Source organism: Actinoplanes sp. NPDC021490, assembly GCF_055562135.1.
The window spans coordinates 540,536-560,348 of record NZ_JBVHFW010000002.1; the positions used below are offsets into that span (position 1 = coordinate 540,536).

The 19,813-nt window shown below is 74.4% G+C and carries 8 protein-coding genes (1 of these 8 only partly in view); all 8 read right to left on the bottom strand.

Annotated elements, in window-relative coordinates; all coding sequences use genetic code 11:
- Tightly spaced (each overlapping or abutting the next), the 8 genes in view from ACZ3I4_RS06910 to ACZ3I4_RS06945 form a layout consistent with a single transcriptional unit that may run on beyond the window.
- Positions 1–720 (bottom strand): 2,3-dihydro-2,3-dihydroxybenzoate dehydrogenase, encoded by a 720-nt coding sequence (locus tag ACZ3I4_RS06910; RefSeq protein ID WP_465380919.1) that lies wholly within the window; start codon positions 718–720, stop codon positions 1–3.
- Positions 717–2,051 (bottom strand): cation:proton antiporter, encoded by a 1,335-nt coding sequence (locus ACZ3I4_RS06915; RefSeq protein WP_465380920.1) that lies wholly within the window; start codon positions 2,049–2,051, stop codon positions 717–719. The genes ACZ3I4_RS06910 and ACZ3I4_RS06915 overlap by 4 nt, the downstream gene beginning before the upstream one ends.
- Positions 2,044–2,826, bottom strand: coding sequence for a siderophore-interacting protein (locus ACZ3I4_RS06920; RefSeq protein WP_465380921.1), 783 nt, complete (start codon positions 2,824–2,826; stop codon positions 2,044–2,046). The genes ACZ3I4_RS06915 and ACZ3I4_RS06920 overlap by 8 nt, the downstream gene beginning before the upstream one ends.
- Positions 2,823–3,611 carry an alpha/beta fold hydrolase gene (locus tag ACZ3I4_RS06925; RefSeq protein WP_465380922.1) on the bottom strand — a complete coding sequence of 263 codons (789 nt, stop codon included), beginning with the start codon at positions 3,609–3,611 and terminating at the stop codon, positions 2,823–2,825. Before ACZ3I4_RS06925 ends, ACZ3I4_RS06920 begins: the two co-directional genes overlap by 4 nt.
- The gene (locus tag ACZ3I4_RS06930; RefSeq protein ID WP_465380923.1) at positions 3,611–5,308 is read right to left on the bottom strand and encodes an ABC transporter ATP-binding protein; all 1,698 of its coding nucleotides are present in this window, start codon (positions 5,306–5,308) and stop codon (positions 3,611–3,613) included. Before ACZ3I4_RS06930 ends, ACZ3I4_RS06925 begins: the two co-directional genes overlap by 1 nt.
- Positions 5,301–6,944: an ABC transporter ATP-binding protein gene (locus tag ACZ3I4_RS06935; RefSeq protein WP_465380924.1), complete on the bottom strand. Its 1,644-nt coding sequence runs from the start codon at positions 6,942–6,944 to the stop codon at positions 5,301–5,303. Before ACZ3I4_RS06935 ends, ACZ3I4_RS06930 begins: the two co-directional genes overlap by 8 nt.
- Complete coding sequence (locus ACZ3I4_RS06940) at positions 6,941–18,583, bottom strand: amino acid adenylation domain-containing protein (RefSeq protein WP_465380925.1); 11,643 nt, start codon at positions 18,581–18,583, stop codon at positions 6,941–6,943. The genes ACZ3I4_RS06935 and ACZ3I4_RS06940 overlap by 4 nt, the downstream gene beginning before the upstream one ends.
- Positions 18,580–19,813: the 3' end of an amino acid adenylation domain-containing protein gene (locus ACZ3I4_RS06945; protein WP_465380926.1), read on the bottom strand. Its footprint extends 13,403 nt past the window's final position; only the last 1,234 of its 14,637 coding nucleotides appear in the window; the start codon falls outside the window, past its right edge; the stop codon is at positions 18,580–18,582. The genes ACZ3I4_RS06940 and ACZ3I4_RS06945 overlap by 4 nt, the downstream gene beginning before the upstream one ends.

Here is a 19,813-nt window from a genome sequence, read left to right on the forward strand (position 1 = left end):
TCAAGCCCGGAGCGTCGCGCCGCCGTCGACGTACAGGTCGTGCATGGTGATGTGCCGGGCCCGGTCGGAGGCCAGGAACAGGACGGCGTCGGCGACGTCCTCGGGCTCGGCGATGCGGCCCAGCGGGATGCCGGTGCGATAGCTGGCCAGATCCCCCGCGATCACCGCGTCCGGGCCGCCGGTCGTCCACAGCGACCGCTGCATCGGGGTGTCGGTCGAGCCGGGGGCGACCACGTTGCAGCGGATCCCGTACGGCGCCAGTTCGAGCCCGAGGCATTTGGTGAAGGCCGTGGCGGCGGCCTTGGAGGCGGCGTACGCGGCCATCCCCGAGCGTGGGACGCCGGCCGCGTTGGACGAGACCGTGACGATGACGCCGGCGCGCCGGTCGACCATCCGCCGAGCGACCGCGCGGCTCGTGTGGAAGACGCCGTCGGTGTTGACCGCGAACGTTTCCCGCCAGTCCTCGTCGGACAGTCCGGTGACCGGTCCGGTGCGCAGGATCCCGGCCACGTTGGCCAGCACGGTGATCGGTCCGAGGTCCTTCTCGATCTGGGCGACGAGCGCGTCGACCTGCGACGCCGAGGACACGTCGGCGGTGTAGCCGCCGGGCAGCTCCGTGCGGTCGACGGCCGCCACTTGCAGGCCCAGCTTGGCGAACCCGTCGGCTACGGCCCGGCCGATGCCTTGCGCGGCCCCGGTGACCAGTGCGACGCCGCTCATGTAGAAGCTCCCGTCAGAATCCGTTCGCGTTCTATCTCGGCCTCGTTGGGCTGGACCCGGGACATCGACCAGCGCAGGATCGGCGGTCCCATCACCGAGGTGATCACCGCGATCAGCACGATGACCGTGTACGTGGCGATGGACAGCACGCCCAGGCGCAGCCCGGTGGTGGCCACCACGACCTCGACCACTCCGCGGGCGTTCATGCCGGCGCCGAGCGCGATGCCCTCCCAGTGCGACAACCGGCCGGACCGCGCCCCGAGGTAGGCCCCGGCGAACTTGCCGACCACGGCCACCAGCAGCAGGGCGACCGCGGCCAGCAGCACTTTCGGGTCGGCCAGCGCGGTCAGGTCCATCCGCAGGCCCGCGGTGGCCAGGAAGAGCGGCGCCAGCACCGACAGCACGACGGTCCGCAGCGGGGCGAGGTCGGGCCAGATGCCCCGGCCGGGCCGCGGGTCGGGTGGCTCGGCCGCCCGGGCCTGGCCGATCAGGATGCCCGCCACGAACGCGCCGAACAGCGCCTCCATGCCCATCGCGTGGGTCGCGGCCGCCCCGAGCAGGATGATGACGACCGACGTGGTGACCCGGGGACCACCGTCGGCGGCCCGGCCGCCCCGGTCGAGCGCCCACCGGACGAGCGGGCGGCCGGCCACGAGCGCCGCGACCAGGAAGCCGATCAGATAGGCCAGCGACAGCCCGACGGCCCCGGCCCGTACGCCCGTGGTCGCCGCGGCCGACACGACCGAGAGCAGGAACCAGCCGACGGCGTCGTCGACCATGCCCGCGGCCAGGGTGAGCTGGCCGATGTCGCGGTGCAGCAGGCCCATGTCGGACAGCGTCTTGGCGATGACCGGGATGGCCGTGACGCACATGGCCACACCCAGGAACAGCGCGAACGTGCCGCGTTCGGTGCCCTCGGTCAGCAGCGACGCGGGCACGAGGAAACCGGCCGCGATGCCCAGACCCAACGGCAGGATCAGACCCGCGAGGCTCACCCGTACGCCGGTGGCCCCGCGCTTGCGCAGCATGGCCGCGTCGAGCTGGACGCCGGTGACGCCGACCAGCAGCAGGACCCCGAGCTGCCCGACGGCGTCGAGCAGGTGCAGCTGCCCGGCGTCGGCCGGCAGCACCCACGTCAGCGCGCCCGGCGTCAGCGTGCCCAGCAGGGACGGGCCGAGCAGGACGCCGGTGAGCAGTTCACCGACGAGCGCGGGCAGGCCGAGCCGGACGGCCAGCCGACCCAGCGCGAGCGCGACCAGCAGGAGCAGCGACACTTGCAGCAGGAAGACGAGCAGGGTGTGCGGCTCCAGCGCGGGGAGCGGGCTACTCATCGTCGTCCTCGTGATGGTCCAGGTTGACCGTGCCGCGCTTCCAGTAGCCGTCGATCTCGGCCCAGTCCCGGTTGTGGCCGGCCGCCCGGATGTGGCGGCGGATCGGCTTGAGCCCGGTCGCCTCGCCCGCGACCCAGACGTAGCCGTCGCCCGGCGGCAGCTCGACCGCGCTCAGGGCGCCCGGCAGCGACTCGCCGCGGTCGCGGTGCAGCCAGCGGACCTCGCGGGCCAGCGGCTGCTCCTCGGCCGCCCCGGCGACCTCGGCGTACGCGTGCACCGGGGCGCCGGTGGGCAGCTGCTCCAGCCAGGCGGCCAGCGCGGGCAGGGCCGTCTCGTCGGCGCCGAGCAGATACCAGTCGAACTCGTACGGCACCAGGTTGGAGCCGCGCGGGCCGAGGATGCCGACCCGGTCCCCCGGCCGGGCGGCCGCGGCCCAGCTGCCGCCCGGACCGTGCTCGTGCAGCACGAAGTCGATGTCGAGCTCGCGCTGCCCGGGCCGCAGGAACCGGATCGTGTAGTCGCGGAAGATGGGCAGCGGCGAGCCGGGCGGCGGCGGTTCCAGGCCGTCCTCGCCGAGCGTCGGCATGACCGGCAGTTCGGCCCCCGGCTCGGGGAAGAAGACCTTCACGTGGTCGTCCGGCGCGCCGTAGCGGAAGCCGTCGAGATCCTCCCCGCCGAGCGTGACGCGGACCATGTTCGGGGTGAGCCGGATCGTGCGCCGCACCTCGAGCAGGCGGGGGGTGAGGTCGTGCCAGACGAGCTCGACCTTTTTCATGGGTTCTCCTTGAAGAATGCGATGAGCGCGGCGTTCACGGGTCCGGGCTGCTCGAGGTAGCCGTAGTGCCCGGCGTCGGGAATCTCGGTGTAGCGGGCGCCCGGCACCGCCCCGGCGATGCGGCGCCCGCCGGGCGGTGGCGCGATCAGGTCGTCGGCGAAGCTGATCACCAGACAGGGCACGGCGATTTCCCCGTACGCCTTGAGCCGGTCCTCGTCCTGTCCGGCCTCGAGCCGGCTCGTGCCGCCCCGCGGGCCGCCGCCGGGCAGCGGCATCTGGAAGACGTCGAGCCAGTCCTGCGCGTGCTGGTCGTCGGCCAGGGTGCGCGGCGACAGGTTGAACGCGGCCCGCACCACGGCCCGGTATTCGGCCGGCAGATCGGGCCCGGCCGCGCGTTCGCCGAGCGACATGGCGTTGAGGAACGCGCCCGGCCGGTCGAAGGTGGCCATCAGCGCGACCCGGTCGACCAGCTCGGGGCGCTGCAGGCACAGCTCGGCGGCGACCCGCGCGCCCATCGACGAGCCGGCCACCCGGCACGGGCCCAGGCCCAGGTGCTCGATCAGGCCGGCCGCGTCGGCCACCAGGTCCGGCATGGTGACCACCGGCGGCACGTCGCTCGGGGCCAGCCCGCGGGTGTCGAAGGTGACCACCCGGTAGCCGGCGGCGACCAGGGCCGGCACCTGATGCAACTGCCAGGTGCGGCCGTGGGCGCCGGTGCCGGCCAGCAGGAGAACTCCGGGACCGGTGCCGGACTCCTGGTAGGAGAGGCCGTTGTGGAAGGGCATCAGTGGTCCTCCTGGGTGAGCCGGCCGTGGTGCAGCCGCACGATCCGGGGAAGGCGGTCGATGGTGGACGGCCGGTGGGCGATGACCAGCACCGTGCGGCCGGCCCGGAGGCGGGCCAGGGCCTGTTCGATGCGGTGGGCGGTGCCCGGGTCGAGGTCGGCGGTGGCCTCGTCGAGGATCAGCACCTCGGGGTCGGTCAGGGCGGCCCGGATGAGCCCGGCGAGCTGCCGTTCCCCGGCCGAGAACCGTTCGCCGCGGCGGCCCAGAGGGGTGTCGAACCCGTCGGGCAGGGCGTCGACCCAGGCGGTGAGCCCGAGACTCGCGGCCGCCCGGGCGAAGTCGTCGCGTCCCGGGTGACCCGGGGCCAGGCCCAGGTTGTCGGCCAGCGTTCCGGCGATCATGTGCACCTGCTGCGGGATGAGCACGACCCGGCGCCGCAGTTCGCCCGCGTCGAGGGCGCTCACGTCGTCGCCGCCGAGCCGGACGACGCCGCTGTCCGGCCGGTAGAGCCCGCAGAGCAGCTTGGCCAGGGTGGTCTTGCCCGAGCCGGTCTCGCCCACGATCCCGGCGTGCTCGCCCGGCGCGAAGGCGGCCGTGATGCCGTGCAGCACCGGTTCGCCGGGCCGGTAGCTGTAGGTGACGTCCTCGACGGTCAGTCCCCGGTGCGGGGCGGCCGGAGCGGCCGGGGAGACCGGCGCCGCGGCCGCGGGGCGGGTCACGTCGAGCAGGTCGAGCAGGCGGGCCAGGCCCGCCCGGGATTCGAGCATCTCCCCGGCGACCAGCGTGAAGTCGTCGACCGAGCTGAACAGGTCGCGGCTGGCCAGCACGAAGGTCACGACCACGCCGACGGTGACCACGTCCTCGGCCGCCAGGAGACCGCCCGCCACGAGCAGGGCCGCCGAGGTCAGTCCCTGCACGATCCACGTGGCGTCGATCCAGTTGGCGCCGCGCTGCGCGGCCCGGGCCCGGCCCAGATAGGCGTCGGCGTCGGCGCGCAGCCGGTCGAGCCAGCCGCCGGTGGCCGCGTCGATCTGCAGCTGCTCGCGGGCCAGCAGGCTCTCGGCGAAGGTGGCGGTCAGCGCGGCCTGGGCGGCCGCCTCGGCCGGGTAGGCCTGCTGCGCCGCCCGCCGGAAGCGTCGCCCGAGCCACCACATGGGCGGCGCGAACACCAGCACCAGCAGCCCGAACAGTTCCCACGACGAGGACAGCAGCACGATCACGCTGAACAGCAGGTAGCCGCTGAGCGAGATCAGGTCGGGGAGCTGGCTGCGGACGAACGTGGCCAGCTCGGCGATCTCGACGGTGGCCCGCTGCAGCAGGTCGCCGCCGCGGTGGGCCTCCAGGAACCGCAGCGACGTGCGGCCGAGCCGCTCGACGACCAGGTCGCGCAGGCTGTGCACGACCTTCTCGCCGACCCGGGTCAGCAGCAGCTCCGACCAGCGCAGCAGCACGGTCCGGGCGATGACCAGGCCGAGCACGACGCCCGCGGCGACGAGCAGGCCGGTCCGGTCGCCGGCCAGAAGCTCGTCGACGGCGCGGCCGATGACCACCGGCACGAGCGTGAGCGACAGCGTGGCCAGCAGGTTGACCGCGACCGCGGCGGCCATCGCCCGGCGGTGCTCACGCAGGTGCGGCCAGGCCCGGCGCAGCACGTGCCGCTGGTCGGGCTCGTCGGTCAGCAACTGGACGTCAGCCATGACTCACCAGCCGGTCCTCGTGGACGCCGAGGTCGACGATCCGGTCGGCGCGCTCGGCGACGGCCGGGCGCGAGGTGGCGAAGACGACAGTGATGTCGCGCTCGCGCAGGCCGTCGAGGATGCGCTGCTCGGTCACGGCGTCCACGGCCGAGGTGACGTCGTCGAGCAGCAGCACCCGGGCGCCGCGCAGCAGCCCCCGGGCCAGCGCCAGCCGTTGCAGCTGGCCGCCCGAGACGGTGCTGCCGCGCTCTCCCACGAGCGTGCCGAACCCGTCGGGCAGCGACTCGATGTGGTCGAGGATCCCGGCCGTCCGGCAGGCGTCGCGCAGTTGCTCGTCGGTGAGCCCGGCCCGGCCGAGCCGCAGGTTCCCGGCGATCGTGCCGCTGAGCAGCAGGGGCCGCTGCCCGACGACCGTGATGGTGTCGCGCACGTCGGCGATCGCCGCGTCCGGCAGGCCGGTCCCGCCGTACGTGACGGTTCCGGTCACCGGGTCCTCGAGGCGGGCCAGCAGGCGCAGCAGCGTCGACTTGCCCGTGCCGACCGGCCCGACGACCGCAACGAACTCGCCCGGTTCGACCGTCAGATCGGGCAGGCGCAACGGTTCGCGCCCGTCCCGTTCGACCGTGAGACCTTGCGTGGCCAGCGCGCCCCCGCTCAGCACGACCGGCGCCGGCGGATCGGTCAGGGCGGGCGCGGCATCCAGGACCGCGCCGATCCGGCCGGCCGCGGTCCAGGCGTCGCCGAGCTGCCCGAACCGGAACGTCAGCATCATGACCTGGCGGCCGAGCAGCGCCATCCAGCTCGCGAACGCGACCAGGCCGCCGACCGAGAACCGCCCGTCGAGCACGGCCAGGCCGCCGAAGGCGAGGCCGATCGCGGTGGCCAGCCAGGGCACGAACGGCGCGTGGGCCGCCCAGCCGGCCGCCACCCGGGCCAGGGCGAGAGTGCGGTCGCGGACGACGGCGCTGGCCCGGTGGTGCCGCTCGACGAGTACCGTTTCGCCGCCGAGCCCGCGTACGGCCGTACTGGCCGAAAGAAGGTCCTCGACGGCGTCGGCCCGGGCGCCGTGGGCGGTCGAGAGCGCGGAGTTGGCGTTCTCGTAGCGCCGCGGATACCAGAGGTTGACCGCCACCAGCAGCGGCACCGTGCTCAGCCCGACGACGGCCAGGACCGGGTCGAGCGTGCCCACCACGACGAGCACCGCGAGGAAGCCGAGAACCCCGCTGACCAGCGAGGGCACGGTCGAGATCCAGATGGTGACCTGCTCGGTGTCGCGGGTGCCGCGGGTGACCAGGTCGCCCGAGCCGAACCGGTGCGCGGTGGCCGCGTCCCAGCCCAGCACCCGCTCGGCGATCCGCAGCAGCAGCCGGTTGCCGGTCCGGACGCCGGCCAGGGTCGCCCACCACCGCATCGCGAACTCGGCCCCGGTCAGCGCGACGGAGACGGCCAGGGTCGCGCCGGCCCAGACGAGCAGCGCGCCGGTGTCGCCGGTGGTGATGCCCTCGTCGAGCGCGCGGCCCAGGCACCAGGGCAGCAGGATGAGGCCGGCCTGATAGCCGAGCCCGCCCACACCGGAGGCGACCAGCCCGCGGCCGGAATCGCGCACGGCCCAGCGCAACAAGTCGGCGGGCCTCATGACTGCTCCCCTCGGGCGAGCGCGGCCACGGTGCCGCGGGTGATCAGGTCGCGCAGCGCGAGCGGCACCCCGGAGGATCGGGCCAGGCTGACCAGCCGCATGGCCGAGATGCTGTCCCCGCCGAGGTCGAAGAAGCTGTCCTCGGCCCCGACCGCGTCCAGCCCGAGAACCGTCGCGAACAGCCCGGCCAGCCGCTGTTCGGCCGCTCCGGAGGGCCCGCGCCCGGTGACCGCGTACGACGGCCTGGGCAGGCGGGCGCGGTCGAGCTTGCCGTTGACCGTGAGCGGCAGCGCGTCGAGCGGGACGACGGCGGCCGGCACCAGATAGGACGGCAGCCGCTCCCCCGCCCAGGCGCGCAGCTCGGCCGGGGTGACCGCGCCGACCACGTAGACGACCAGCCGCCCGCCGTCGGCGATCACCGCGACCCGCGCGATCGAGGGATGCTCGCCCAGCACGGCGGCGACCTCGCCCGGCTCGACCCGGTGCCCGCGGATCTTGACCTGGTCGTCCGAGCGCCCGAGGTAGTCGATCCGCCCGTCCGGCGTCCACCGGGCCACGTCGCCGGTGCGGTACATCCGGGCGCCGGGCGTGGAACCGAACGGGTCGGCCACGAAACGGGTGGCGGTGAGCCCGGCCCGGTTGAGGTAGCCGAGCGCCAGCTGCGCCCCGCCGATGTAGAGCTCCCCGGCCACGCCCGGCGGCACGGGCCGCAGACGCGAATCGAGCACGTACAGGGTCAGGTTGGCCACCGGCCGCCCGATCAGCGCCCGCGGCACCTCCTTGACCCGCTGCACGACCGCGTCGACCGTGCATTCGGTGGGGCCGTAGAAGTTGTACGACTCGGTGTCCGGCAGCGCGGCCATCGCGGCCCACAGCGCGTCGGGGACGGCCTCGCCGCCGACGCCGAGCACGGCCAGCCCGGCCGCGTCGAACCCGGCCGCCAGCAGCTGGTCGAGGTGCGAGGGGGCGACCTCGACGACGTCGATCCCGTTGTCGCGCAGCAGGGCCGCCAGCAGGGCCGGGTCGTGCTGCGGCTCGTCGGTCACCAGGTGCAGCTCGTGCCCGCCGAGCAGGGCGAGCAGCGGCTGCCAGGAGGCGTCGAACGCGAACGACCAGTTGTGGGCGACCCGCAGCGGCCGGCCGAGCCGTTCCGACGCCGGCCCGAGGATGCGGTCGGTGTGGCTGGCCAGCAGGTTCACCACGGTCCGATGCGGCACGAGCACGCCCTTGGGCCGCCCGGTCGATCCGGAGGTGTAGATGACGTACGCGGGATGGTCGGGGGTAATCGGCTTGGGCTCTTTGCGCATGTCCGGCCGCGGCCCGTCGAGCAGGAGCCGTGGGCTTCCGGCGGGCACCAGGTCGGCGGTGGAGGCGACGGCCAGGGTGACGATGGGCCGGGCGTCGTCCAGGATGCCGGCGATCCGGGCCGCCGGGTAGGCGGGGTCGATGGGCAGATAGGCCGCCCCCGACCCCATCGCGCCGAGAATGGCCGGGACGATGTGTTCGCCGCGCGGCAGCAGCAGCGCGACGATCTCGCCCGGCCCGGCCCCGAGCGCGGCCAGGGTCCGCGACAGGTCCTCGGCTTCGGCGACCAGTTCCCCGTACGTCCACCGCCGGCCCCCGACCACCAGCGCGGTCGCCTCCGGGGTGGAGCGGGCCCACGAGCGCACCAGCTCCGGCAGCGTGGCCGGGGTGACCGGGAGCGATCCGGCGTTCCAGTCCACCAGCACGGTCCGCCGTTCGTCCGCGGTGAGCCCGTCGGCCCGGTCCACGGCCTCCGACGGGTCCGCGGCGACCGTGGCCGCCAGCGTGACGAGCCGGTCGAGCAGCAGCCGGGCGGTCGGCCCGTCGAACACGTCGGGCCGGTATTCGAGGGCCAGGTGCAGCCCGTCGTCGTCGGCGGCGACGAGCGTGAGCGGATAGTGGGTGGCGTCGCGCCCGGAGACCCCGGCCAGTTTGAGCCCGGCCGCCCGCTGGCTGTCGTCGAGCCGGTCGGCGTCGACCGGGTAGCTCTCGAACACCAGCAGCGTGTCGAACAGTTCGCCCGCCCCGGCCAGGCGCTGGATCGGGGCCAGACCGAGGTGCTGGTGGGCGAGCAGAGCCGCCTGCTCCTGCTGCAGCCGGGCCAGGAACGCCGCCCAGCTCTCGCCGGGCCGCAGCCGTACGCGTACGGGAAGGGTGTTGATGAACAGGCCGATCGTCTCGCCGGACCCGGTCAGCTCGGGCGGCCGTCCACTCACCGTGGCCCCGAAGACCACGTCGTCACGCCCGGTGAGCCGGCCCAGGAGCACCGCCCACAGAGCCTGCACCAGCGTGTTGGGTGTGACACCGAGCGAGCGGGCCAGATCGGCGGCGGCCGGCGGCAGTTGCGCGGTCACCTCGCCGGGCAGATGCGCGGCCCGTCCGGTGACGCCCGGCGCGACCAGGGTCGGTTCGGCCAGGCCGTCCAGCGCGGCCCGCCAGGCCTCGGTGGCGGCGGCCGTGTCGGCGTTGCCCAGCCAGGCCAGGAAGTCGCGGTAGGGGCGGGCCGGGGCCGGCAGCATTCCCGCGTACGCATTGAGCAGCTCGCGCGCCACGAGGGGTCCCGACCAGCCGTCCACGAGCAGGTGGTGCTGGGTGAGCACCAGCCGGTGCCGGTCGTCGCCCAGGCGCAGCAGCAGGAACCGCAACAGCGGCGCACTCTCCAGGTCGAACGGCCGCACGCGCTCCTCGTCGGCCAGCCGGTCCGCGCCGGCCCGGCTGTTCACCCGCTCGACCCGGAACGGCACGGGCACCGCGGCCGGGACGACCTGCACCGGCGTACCGGCCGACGTGGTGGTGAAGACGGCGCGGAGGTTGGGATTCCGGTCGAGCAGCGTCATGGCCGCACGTTCCATTCGGGTGGCGTCGAGCTCGCCGTCGAGGTCGAGCTGCTGCTGCACGGTGTAGACGTCGCCCGCCCCGTCCAGCGTGTGCAGATAGAACAGGCCTTCCTGCAGCGGAGTCAGCGGCAGCACGTCGGTCAGGCCCGGGTAGCGGCGTTCCAGGTCGTCGAGCGCGGGCTGGTCCACGGCGGCCAGCACGTCCGAGGGGGTGAGCCCGCCCCGGTCGGCGTGGGCGTGCAGGGTCTCGAGGGCGGCGGTCCACGCGCCGAGCAGCGTTCGCACCGTTTCTAGGGTCACGAGCCTTCCCGCGTACGCCACCGACAGCACCAGCTCGTCGCCGGACACCGTGGCTTCGACGCTGACCACGTGCCGCGCGGGCCGGTCGTCGCCCGCGTCGCCGAGCAGTTCCCCCTCGCCCGTACGGCCGAGGTAGTTGAACAGGATCGGCGGTCGCGGGTCGTCCCGCCGGAGCAGCCCATAGCCGATCCCGCCGTCCGGGGCCGCGCGCAGCAGCTCCTTGACGTGTTTGAGCGCGTCCACCGGGTTCATGTCCGGCGCCGACAGCCGTACGGGGTGGGAGGTGGTGAACCAGCCGACCGTGCGGGACAGGTCGGCCCCCGCCAGCAGCTGTTCCTCGCGGCCGTGCCCTTCCAGCTCGACCAGCACGTCGCCGCCCACGGCCAGGGCGAGGCCGGTGAGCAGCACGTCCTGCGGGTTGGCCCGGACGGCCGTGGTGAGCCGGTCGGCCGGCACCCGCACCGCGATCTGCCGCAACGTGCCCAACGTGTCCCGCTCCGGGTCGGGCACGAGGTCGTCCAGGTAGGCCGGGCCGTGCACGACGCTGTCCCAGTAGGGCTGTTCGGCGCCGCGATCGAGGCCGTCGAGCGCGCGGGCCCAGGCCCGGAACGAGGTGCCCACGGCGGGCAACGGACCGTCGGCGGCCAGGTCCCCGAGCAGGATCGGCCAGGACACGGCGTCGACGGCGAGGTGGTGGATCGTCAGGCGCAGCCGGTCGCCGTCGACCTCGGCGGCGACCATGCGACCGGCGATCGGGTCGAGACGGCCGCCGATGACGTCCGCGGCCCGCACCGAGCCCGGGGGCGGGACGTGCAGGCCGTCGCCGGTCCAGCGGGCGCGCAGCATGTCGTGCCGGTCGAGCAGCGCCTGCAACCGGCGGGGCAGCTCGTCCGGCACGGGGATCACCATCGACTGGCTCAGCGCCGGGTCGGCCGCGTCCACGCCGCGCATGAACGCGGTCGCGGGCAGGTCACCCCAGCCGTCCCCGGGGGTGGCCGCGGCCGCGGCGGGCGTGGCCACGGCGGCCATCCCCTCGACGGTCGGGCGGTCGAACACGTCGCGCGCCGAAAGCCGCCAGCCCGCGGCCCGCGCCCGGGCGGTGAGCTGCAGCGCGAGGATGCTGTCGCCGCCGAGCGCGAAGAAGCCGTCCCGCACGCCGACCCGTTCCAGGCCGAGCACGGCGGCGACGAGACCGGCGAAGACCTCTTCGGCCGGGGTGCGCGGGGCGTCGCCGCCGGTCCGCGCGGCGAAGTCGGGGGCGGGCAGGCGCTTGCGGTCGAGCTTGCCGTTGGGGCTGAGCGGCAGCTCGGGCAGTTGCACGAACGCGGCCGGCACGAGGTGGCCGGGCAGCGTCCGGGCCAGCGCGGCGGCCAGGTCGTCCGGGGCGTCCGGACCGCCGGTCACATAGGCGACCAGACGGCGGGACGGGCCGTCGTCGCGAGCGACCACGGCCGCGGCGGTGATGCCGGGCAACGCGGTCAGGGCGGCCTCGATCTCGCCGGGCTCGACGCGCTGCCCGCGGATCTTCACCTGGTCGTCGGTCCGTCCCGCGTACTCGAGCAGGCCCTCCAGGGTGAAGCGGGCGAGGTCGCCGGTGCGGTAGAGGCGTTCGCCGTTCGCGTGGGCCACGAACCGCTGCGCGGTCAGGCCGGGCCGTCCGAGATAGCCGCGGGCGAGCTGGACGCCGCCCAGGTAGAGCTCGCCGACGACGCCCGCGGGCACCGGGCGCAGCCACGGGTCGAGCACGTGGACCTCGGTGTTCCAGACCGGGCGGCCGATCGGCACCGGGCCGTCCGCGGTGACGTCGGCGCGGTGGTGCGTGACGTCGACGGCGGCCTCGGTCGGGCCGTACAGGTTGTGCAGCTCCACCTCCGGCAGCACCCGGCCGAAGGTCCGGGCGAGGTCGCCGGGCAGCGCCTCGCCGCTGCAGATCACCCGTCGCAGCACCGCCGCTGTGGAGGCGGCCGACGGGTCGGCCAGGAAGGCGCGCAGCATCGACGGCACGAAGTGCACGGTGGTGACCCGCTCGGCCACGATCAGAGCCGACAGGTAGGCCGGGTCGCGGTGGCCGTCGGGGCGGGCCACGACGAGCGTCGCGCCGGTCAGCAGCGGCCAGAAGAACTCCCAGACCGACACGTCGAACCCGGCCGGGGTTTTCTGCAGAACCCGCTCGCCCGGTTGCAGGCCGTAGGCGTCCCGCATCCACAGGAGACGATTGACGATCGACCGGTGCGAGACGGTGGCGCCCTTGGGCCGGCCGGTCGACCCCGAGGTGTAGATGACGTACGCGGCGGCGTCCCCGGGCAGCTCCGGCGCTTCGGCCGGCGGACCGGTTTCCCGTACGGTCGTCGCGTCGATCGTCAGCGTCGCGCCCGAGTCGGCCCGCAGGAAGCCGTTGCGCTCGCGCGGATGCGACGGGTCGATCGGCAGGTAGGCCGCGCCCGCACGGTGGACGGCGTGCAGCGCGACGACCAGGTCGAGACCGCGGGGCAGCGCGACCGCCACGACCGTCTCCGGTCCCGCGCCCTGCTGCCGCAGCCACCCGGCCAGGGCCGCGACGCGCGCGTCCAGCTCGGCGTACGTGAGGCTTTCGCCCTCGAAGACGAGCGCGGTGTCCCCGGGACGGGCCCGGACCGCCTCGGCGAACAACTTCGGCAGCGTCGTCGCGGGCACGGCGTGGGCGGTGCCCGGGGCCGGCCGGACGTGGCTCGCGGCCCGGCCGATCGGGGTGCCCGGTCCGGCCGCCAGCTCGGCCAGCAGCGCGCCGTACCCGTCGAGGATCTCCGCCGCGGCGGCGTCGGTGAACACGTCGGAGCGGTAGGCCAGCCCGAGCCGCAGTCGCTCGCCCGGCGCGACCGCCAGGGTGAGCGGGTAGTGCGGCGCGTCGTCGCCGGTCACGTCGGTGAGGTGCAGGCCGCCGTCGCCGGTCGACGCGTGCAGGCCGTCGGCGTCGAGCGGGTAGCTCTCGAAGATGGTCAGCGTGTCAAACAGCTCGCCGATCCCGGCCAGGCGCTGCACGTCGGTCAGCGGCAGGTGCTGGTGCTCGAGCAGGGCGGCCTGGGCGTCGCGCAGCCGGTCGAGCAGCGCGTTCCAGCTGAGGCCGGGTTCGAGCCGCGCCCGTACGGGCAGGGTGTTGATGAAGAAGCCGATCATGTCTTCGACGCCGGGCACCTGAGCCGGGCGGCCGCTCACGGTGGTGCCGAAGACGACGTCGGTGCGGCCGGTGAGCTGCACGAGCAGGACGGCCCAGGCCGCCTGCACCACGGTGTTCAGGGTGACCTGGCGTTCCCGGGCCAGCGCGGTGAGCCGTTCGGTGACCTCGCGCGGCAGCTCGCGCTCGATCTGGCCGGGCCGCGCGTCGAGCACGGGTCCGGCGTCCGGCGCGACCAGGGTGGGCTGGTCGAGGCCGTCCAGGGCGTCCCGCCATGCGTCAACGGCGGCGGCCCGGTCGGCGCGGGCCAGCCAGCGCAGGTAGTCGCGGTACGGGCGGGGCGCGGGCAGGGCGCGGCCGGCGTAGAGGTCGAACAGCTCCCGTACGGCCAAGGGGGTGGACCAGCCGTCGAGCAGGATGTGGTGGTTGGTCAGCACGAGCCGGTGCCGGTCGTCGCCGGTGCGCACCAGCGTGAGCCGCAGCAGCGGCGGCGCGGCCAGGTCGAACGGGCGAGCCCGGTCGGCCGCGGCGAACTCCTCGAACGCCGCCTCGCCGGCCAGGTCCAGCTCGGCCCAGGGCAACTCGGCGGTGGCCGCGACGACCTGCCGGTGGGCGCCGCCGGGGCCGGGAACGAACCCGGCCCGCAGCGACGGGTGGCGGTCGAGCAGGGCCTGACCGGCCGCGCGCAGACGGGCCGGGTCGAGGGCGCCGTCCAGGTCGAGGACCTGCTGGACGACGTACGGGTCGACGGTGTCGGACACGGCGGCCAGGAAGAGCAGGCCCTCCTGGAGCGGGGAGAGCGGCCAGACGTCCTCGAGGCCGCCGGGCCGCTGTTCCAGGATGTCGATCTCGGACTGGGTGAGGCCGGGCAGCAGGAGGTCGGACGGGGTGTGACCACCCTCGGCGGGCAGGGCGCGCAGGGCCGCGAACCAGTCGTCGGCGAGCGCGCGGACCTCTTGCTCGGTGAGGACCTCCGCGGGATAGGTGAGCGTGGCGGACAGTCGCCCGTCGAGGACCGAGGCGTTGATCTCGAGTGCCCGGGTCAGCGGCATCCCGGGGTCGGCGCTGCCCCCGAGACCACCGATCGGCGTCCACGGCTCCGGCTCGTCGCCGCCGCTAGTGAACCGGCCCAGATAGTTGACGACGATCTGCGGCTCGGGCCGGCCCTGCAGCGCGGCCCGGCCCTCCGGGTTGAGGTGCCGCAGCACGCCGAAGCCGGATCCGTTGCCCGGCACCGCCCGCAGCTGCTCCTTGACCGCCTTGACGCCGCCGGCCGGGGTCAGGCGTACGGGGAACTCGGTGGTGAACCAGCCGACCGTGCGCGAGACGTCGGCGTCCGGAACGAGGTGGTCCTCGCGGCCGTGCCCCTCCAGCTCGATCAGCACGCTGTCGCGGCCCGTACGCGCGGTGACCGCGGAGGCCAGGCCGGTCAGCAGAATCTCGGCCACGCCGGTGTGGAACGCCTCGGGCAGCGCGCCGATCAGCGGGGCGGTCTGTTCCGCGTCCAGTTCGACGGTGACGGTGCGGGCGGTGGCCACCGTGTCGCGGGCCGGGTCGACCGGGCGGGCCCCCAGCGGCGGCTCATCGGTGTCGAGAACGTCCAGCCAGTACGGGAGTTCGTCGGTTCTCGTCGTCGGCAGCGCCCGGGCCCACTCGCGGAACGAGGTGCCGACGGGCGGCAGCGGCTTACCGGCCCAGGCGGTAGCCAGGTCGTCGAGCAGAATCCGCCAGGACACGCCGTCGACGACGCTGTGGTGGATGACGAAGGCGACCTCGTCGCCCTCCCAGGTCGTGGTCAGCAGTCCGCCGTCCGCGCCGGTCACCACCAGACCCTGCTCGGGCGACCAGGTGGCGCGCAGCAGGTCGTGGCGCTCCCGCAGGGTCCCGACCAGCTTCTCGAGCCGCTCCGCGGTCAGCCCGGCCGGGGCGCGCACGGTCATCGACTGGGTGTAGTTCGCGGCCGGGCCGTGGTCGCGCAGCCAGGCCAGGGCCGGCGTCAGCGGCACCGGGCCGGTCGCCTCGGTGGTCGGCTTCCGCACCGGCTCGGCCGATCCCGCCACGGCGGCCAGCGCGGCGACCGTACGGAGCTCGAAGATCTGCCGCGGCGTGACGGCCAGGCCGGCCGTCCGGGCCCGGGCCACCAGCTGCAGCGACACGATGCTGTCGCCGCCGAGCGTGAAGAAGCTGTCCTCGACACCGACGGCCGGGAGCCCGAGCACCTCGGCGAACAGGTTGGCCAGGATCTCCTCGCTCCGCGTGCGGGGCGCTTCGGCTCCGGTGAGCGCCCCGAAGTCGGGCGCCGGCAGGGCCCGCTTGTCGACCTTGCCCGCGACCGTGACCGGGATCCGGTCGAGCCCGACGACCGCGGCCGGAACCAGGTGGTCGGGCAGGCGCTCGGCCGCCCACTCCCGCAGCGTGCCGGTCTCGCCGACCACGTACGCCACCAGGCGCCCGTCTCTGGGCACAACCACCGCTTGCCGGACGTCCGGGTGCTCGCTCAGCTTGGCCGCGACCTCACCCGGCTCGACCCGGAAGCCCCGGATCTTGACCTGGTCGTCGGCGCGGCCCACGAAGTCGAGCTGCCCTTCGGCCGTCCACCGCACCACGTCGCCGGTGCGGTACATGCGACGGCCCGGCCGGAACGGGTCGGCCACGAACCGGGTCGCGGTGAGCGCCGCCCGGTCCTTGTAGCCGCGGCCGAGCTGGTCGCCCGACAGGTAGAGCTCGCCCGCGACGCCCTCCGGGACCGGGCGCAGCCAGCCGTCGAGGACGTAGGCGTGGGTGTTGCCGATCGGGCGTCCGACGATCGGGGTTTCGCTGTCGGCCACCCAGGCCATCAGCGTGTCGACCGTGCACTCGGTCGGGCCGTAGAGGTTGATTCCCTGGGTGGCCGGCGCCTCGCGGATCGCCGTCCACAACGCCGATCCCGCCGCTTCGCCGCCCAGAAGGATCAGCGCCGGGGCGTGGATGGTGCCGCTGTTGCTGCCTTTGTCACCGCTGTTGCTGCCTTCGTCGGCGCTGTTGCCTTTGTCGCCGCTGTTGCCTTTGTCGCCGCTGTCGCCGCCTTCGTTTCCGAGGAGGCCCGCGTTGACGAGCTCCTGCCCCAGTGACGGCGTGACATCGAGGGCGTCGATCCCGTGCTCGCGGACGTAGGCCACGAACAGCTCGGCATCCCTGCGGGTCTCGTCGTCGAGCAGGTGCAGCTCATGCCCGGCAACCAGCCAGAGCAGCCCCTCCCACGACGTGTCGAACGACAGCGACGCCGACAGAGCCACCCGGACCCGCCGCCCACCCGACACCGGCACGATCAGCCGCTCACGGTGGTGGTGGAACAGATTGGCCAGGCTGCGGTGCTCGACCACAACGCCCTTGGGCCGCCCGGTCGACCCCGACGTGTAGATCAGATAAGCGCCGTTGCGGGCTGCAAGATCGCCGGGGTGCCACCGCCTCCCCCGCCCACCCAAGGGCAGGGCGGTGACGCTACCCCGCGCCGAGGCCTCGTCCGGGGTTGTCCACAGGCCCTCATGTGCCAACTTTCCGGCCATTTCCGAGGCCGATCCCGATGACGGCCGGGCGGCTTCGTCGGCACCAGCGGCACCTCGCGGGGATGGGCTGTCCTCGACCGGTCGGTCCCCGCCGACCCGCGCCGAGACGTCACCCACGCCGGGGAGACCGTCGAACGAGCCACCAACGGCGTCGAGCAAATCCGGCGTCACCACAACAGCCGGTGCGGCGTCCGAGAGCAGATACTCGACGCGCTCCCGCGGATAGTCCACGTCGATCGGCAGATAGATGCCACCCGACCGCAGCGCCGCCAACCACGCCACCACGGAGTCCACGCCCCGCGGCAGCAGCACGGCCACCACCTGCTCCGGGCCAGCACCGTGCGCAGTCAGGACCGAAGCCAGACGGTCCACGCGAGCGGCCAGTTCCGCGTACGTGAGAGAAACCGCCCCGAACCGCAGGGCGACCGCGGACGGCATGCGGGCCACGGTGGCGTCGAACTCGTCGAGCAGCAGCCCGGGCGGTACGGGCAGCACGGTCGAGGACGCGGGCGGCAGCGCGGCCGGGCGGAGGGCCGCGAGCCGCCCCGCCGGATCGGCCGCGAAGGAGCGCAGCAGGGCGGCCAGGCGGTCGAGCACGTGCGCGGCCACGGGGGCGGGCAGCGCGTCGGGCCGGTATTCCACGCCGAGCACGAGGGAGTCGCCGGGTACGACGGTCACGGTCAGCGGGTAGTGGGTGGCGTCGTCGCCGGTGACCTCGGCCAGGCGCAGCCCGGCCGCGTCCTCCAGCGCGCGCAGGCCTTCGCTGTCGAGCGGGTAGCTCTCGAACACGAGCAGCGTGTCGAACAGCGGGCCCACTCCGGCCTGCCGCTGGATCGTGGCCAGCCCTATGTGCTGGTGGTCGAGCAGGGCGGCCTGGTCCTGCTGCACGCGGGTCAGCAAGGTCTTCCACGTGTCGGTGGGCCGGGGTCGTACGCGTACGGGAAGGGTGTTGATGAACAGGCCGATCATCTCGTCGACGCCGGGCAGCGCGGCGGGGCGGCCGGACACGGTGGCGCCGAAGACGAGGTCGTCGCGGCCGGTCATCTCGGCCAGCACCAGGGCGAGCGCGCCCTGCACGACCGTGTTGAGGGTCAGGCCGAGACGGCGGGCGGCCGCGGCGATTGCGGAGGCGTCGATCGTCGCGGTCAGGGCGGCCGATCCCAGCAGCGCCGGTCCGCGGCCGATCAGGGTCGCGTCCTCGAGGCCGCCGAGGTACGACTGCCAGGCGAGCAGCGCGGCCTCGCTGTCCTGCCGGGCCACCCAGGCCAGGTAGTCCTTGTAGGGCCGCGACCGCGGCGGCTCCCCGCCCGCATAGAAGGTGAGCAGGTCCCGCACGATCAGCGGCGCCGACCAGCCGTCGAGCAGGATGTGGTGGGCGGTCAGGATCAGCCGGTGCTGCCGGGGTCCGTGGCGCAGCAGCTTCCACCGCAGCAGCGGCGGGCGGGCCAGGTCGAACGGGCGGCGCAGCTCGGCCGCGGCGTGCGCGGAAGCCTCCGACGCCGGCGCCTCGGCCACCTCGAATGAGGCCGGAAGCGACGACGGGATCAGCTGCACGGGCTGGCCCGCCTTGCGCGGCCGGAAAGCGGCGCGCAGGTTGGCGTGCCGGTCGAGGACGGCCTGCGCGGCGGCCCGCAGCCGGTCGGTGTCGAGGTCGCCGTCGAGCGTGAGCACCTGCTGGACGACGTAGACGTCCGAGTCCCCGGCGTACGCGGACAGGAAGTACAGGCCTTCCTGCAACGGCGACAGGGGCAGGATGTCCTGCAGTCCGCCCGGGCTGGTCACGAAAGCCTCCAGTCGTCCTCGAAGTCGTCGATCTCGTCCTGGCTGAGGGTGACCAGGAGGTCGGATGGGGTGTGCCCGCCGCCGCCGGACGCGGCCTCGCGGAGCCGGTCCAGCGCCGCGAGCCACCGGTCGCCGAGCGTCGCGACGTCGGCCGCGGTCAGGACGCCGTCCACGTAGGACAGCTGGATGTCCAGTTCGGGGCCGGTGGGCCGGTCGGCGGTGGCGGCGTTGATGTCGAGGGCCGGCCCGGCCGGGAACGCCGGGTCGAGCCCGTGGCCGAGCGTGTCGTTGCCCGGTGCGGCCACCCAGTCGCCCGAGTCGGCGGCCATCCGGCCCAGATAGTTGAACAGGATCTCCGGTTCGGGGGTCCGGCTCAGCGACCCGCGCACCAGCCCGTAGCCGATTCCGTTGTCCGGCACGGCCCGCAGCTGCTCCTTGACGAGTTTGAGCGTGGTCGCGGCGTCGTCGGAGCCGGTCAGCCGTACGGGATATTCGGTCGTGAACCAGCCGGCCGTGCGGGTCAGGTCGGCCCCCGGCACCAGGTGTTCCTCACGCCCGTGGCCCTCCAGCCGCAGCAGGACGCCGTGGTCGCGGGTCGCCGGCCGCCACTCGCGCAGCGCCAGGACCAGCCCGGCCAGCAGCACGTCCTGCACGCCCGCGTGGAACGCCTCGGGAACCGTGGTGAGCAACGGCCGGGTCCGCTCGGCCTCGAGCCGCAGGGTGTGCTGCCGGATCCCGGCCACGGTGTCGCGTTCCCGGTCGACCGGCCGGCTTCCGATCGGTGCGGCCGGGGCGTTCACAACCGTTTCCCAGTACGGGATCTCGCCCGTACGGTCCACGGCGGTCAGGCTGGTCGCCCAGCCGCGCAGCGAAGTCCCGACCGGGGCGAGGGCGCCGCCCCGGGTGGTCGCGGCCAGGTCGCCCACGATGATGCGCCACGAGACGCCGTCGACGACCAGGTGGTGACCGACCAGCAGCAGTTCGCGCCGCGCCGGGAACCAGACCGCTTGCAGCATCACGCCCCGGGCCGGGTCGAGACGGCGTACGGCGGCCTGATGCTCCTCGCGGAGGTCGCCGTCGGACTCGCGGACGGCGGGGGCGACGGTGCCCTTGGGCGGGATGACGAGGCCGTCGGGGGTCCAGCGGGCGCGCAGGGCGTCGTGGTGGTCGAGCACGGCCCGCAGCGCGCCGGTGAGCGCCTCGCGGGTGAGGCCGGCGGGGACGCGTACG

Excerpts from the sequence above, each read along its gene's own strand:
- ACZ3I4_RS06910 (WP_465380919.1), bottom strand. The coding sequence starts at position 720 with ATGAGCGGCGTCGCACTGGTCACCGGGGCCGCGCAAGGCATCGGCCGG.
- ACZ3I4_RS06915 (WP_465380920.1), bottom strand. The coding sequence starts at position 2,051 with ATGAGTAGCCCGCTCCCCGCGCTGGAGCCGCACACCCTGCTCGTCTTC.
- ACZ3I4_RS06920 (WP_465380921.1), bottom strand. The coding sequence starts at position 2,826 with ATGAAAAAGGTCGAGCTCGTCTGGCACGACCTCACCCCCCGCCTGCTC.
- ACZ3I4_RS06925 (WP_465380922.1), bottom strand. The coding sequence starts at position 3,611 with ATGCCCTTCCACAACGGCCTCTCCTACCAGGAGTCCGGCACCGGTCCC.
- ACZ3I4_RS06930 (WP_465380923.1), bottom strand. The coding sequence starts at position 5,308 with ATGGCTGACGTCCAGTTGCTGACCGACGAGCCCGACCAGCGGCACGTG.
- ACZ3I4_RS06935 (WP_465380924.1), bottom strand. The coding sequence starts at position 6,944 with ATGAGGCCCGCCGACTTGTTGCGCTGGGCCGTGCGCGATTCCGGCCGC.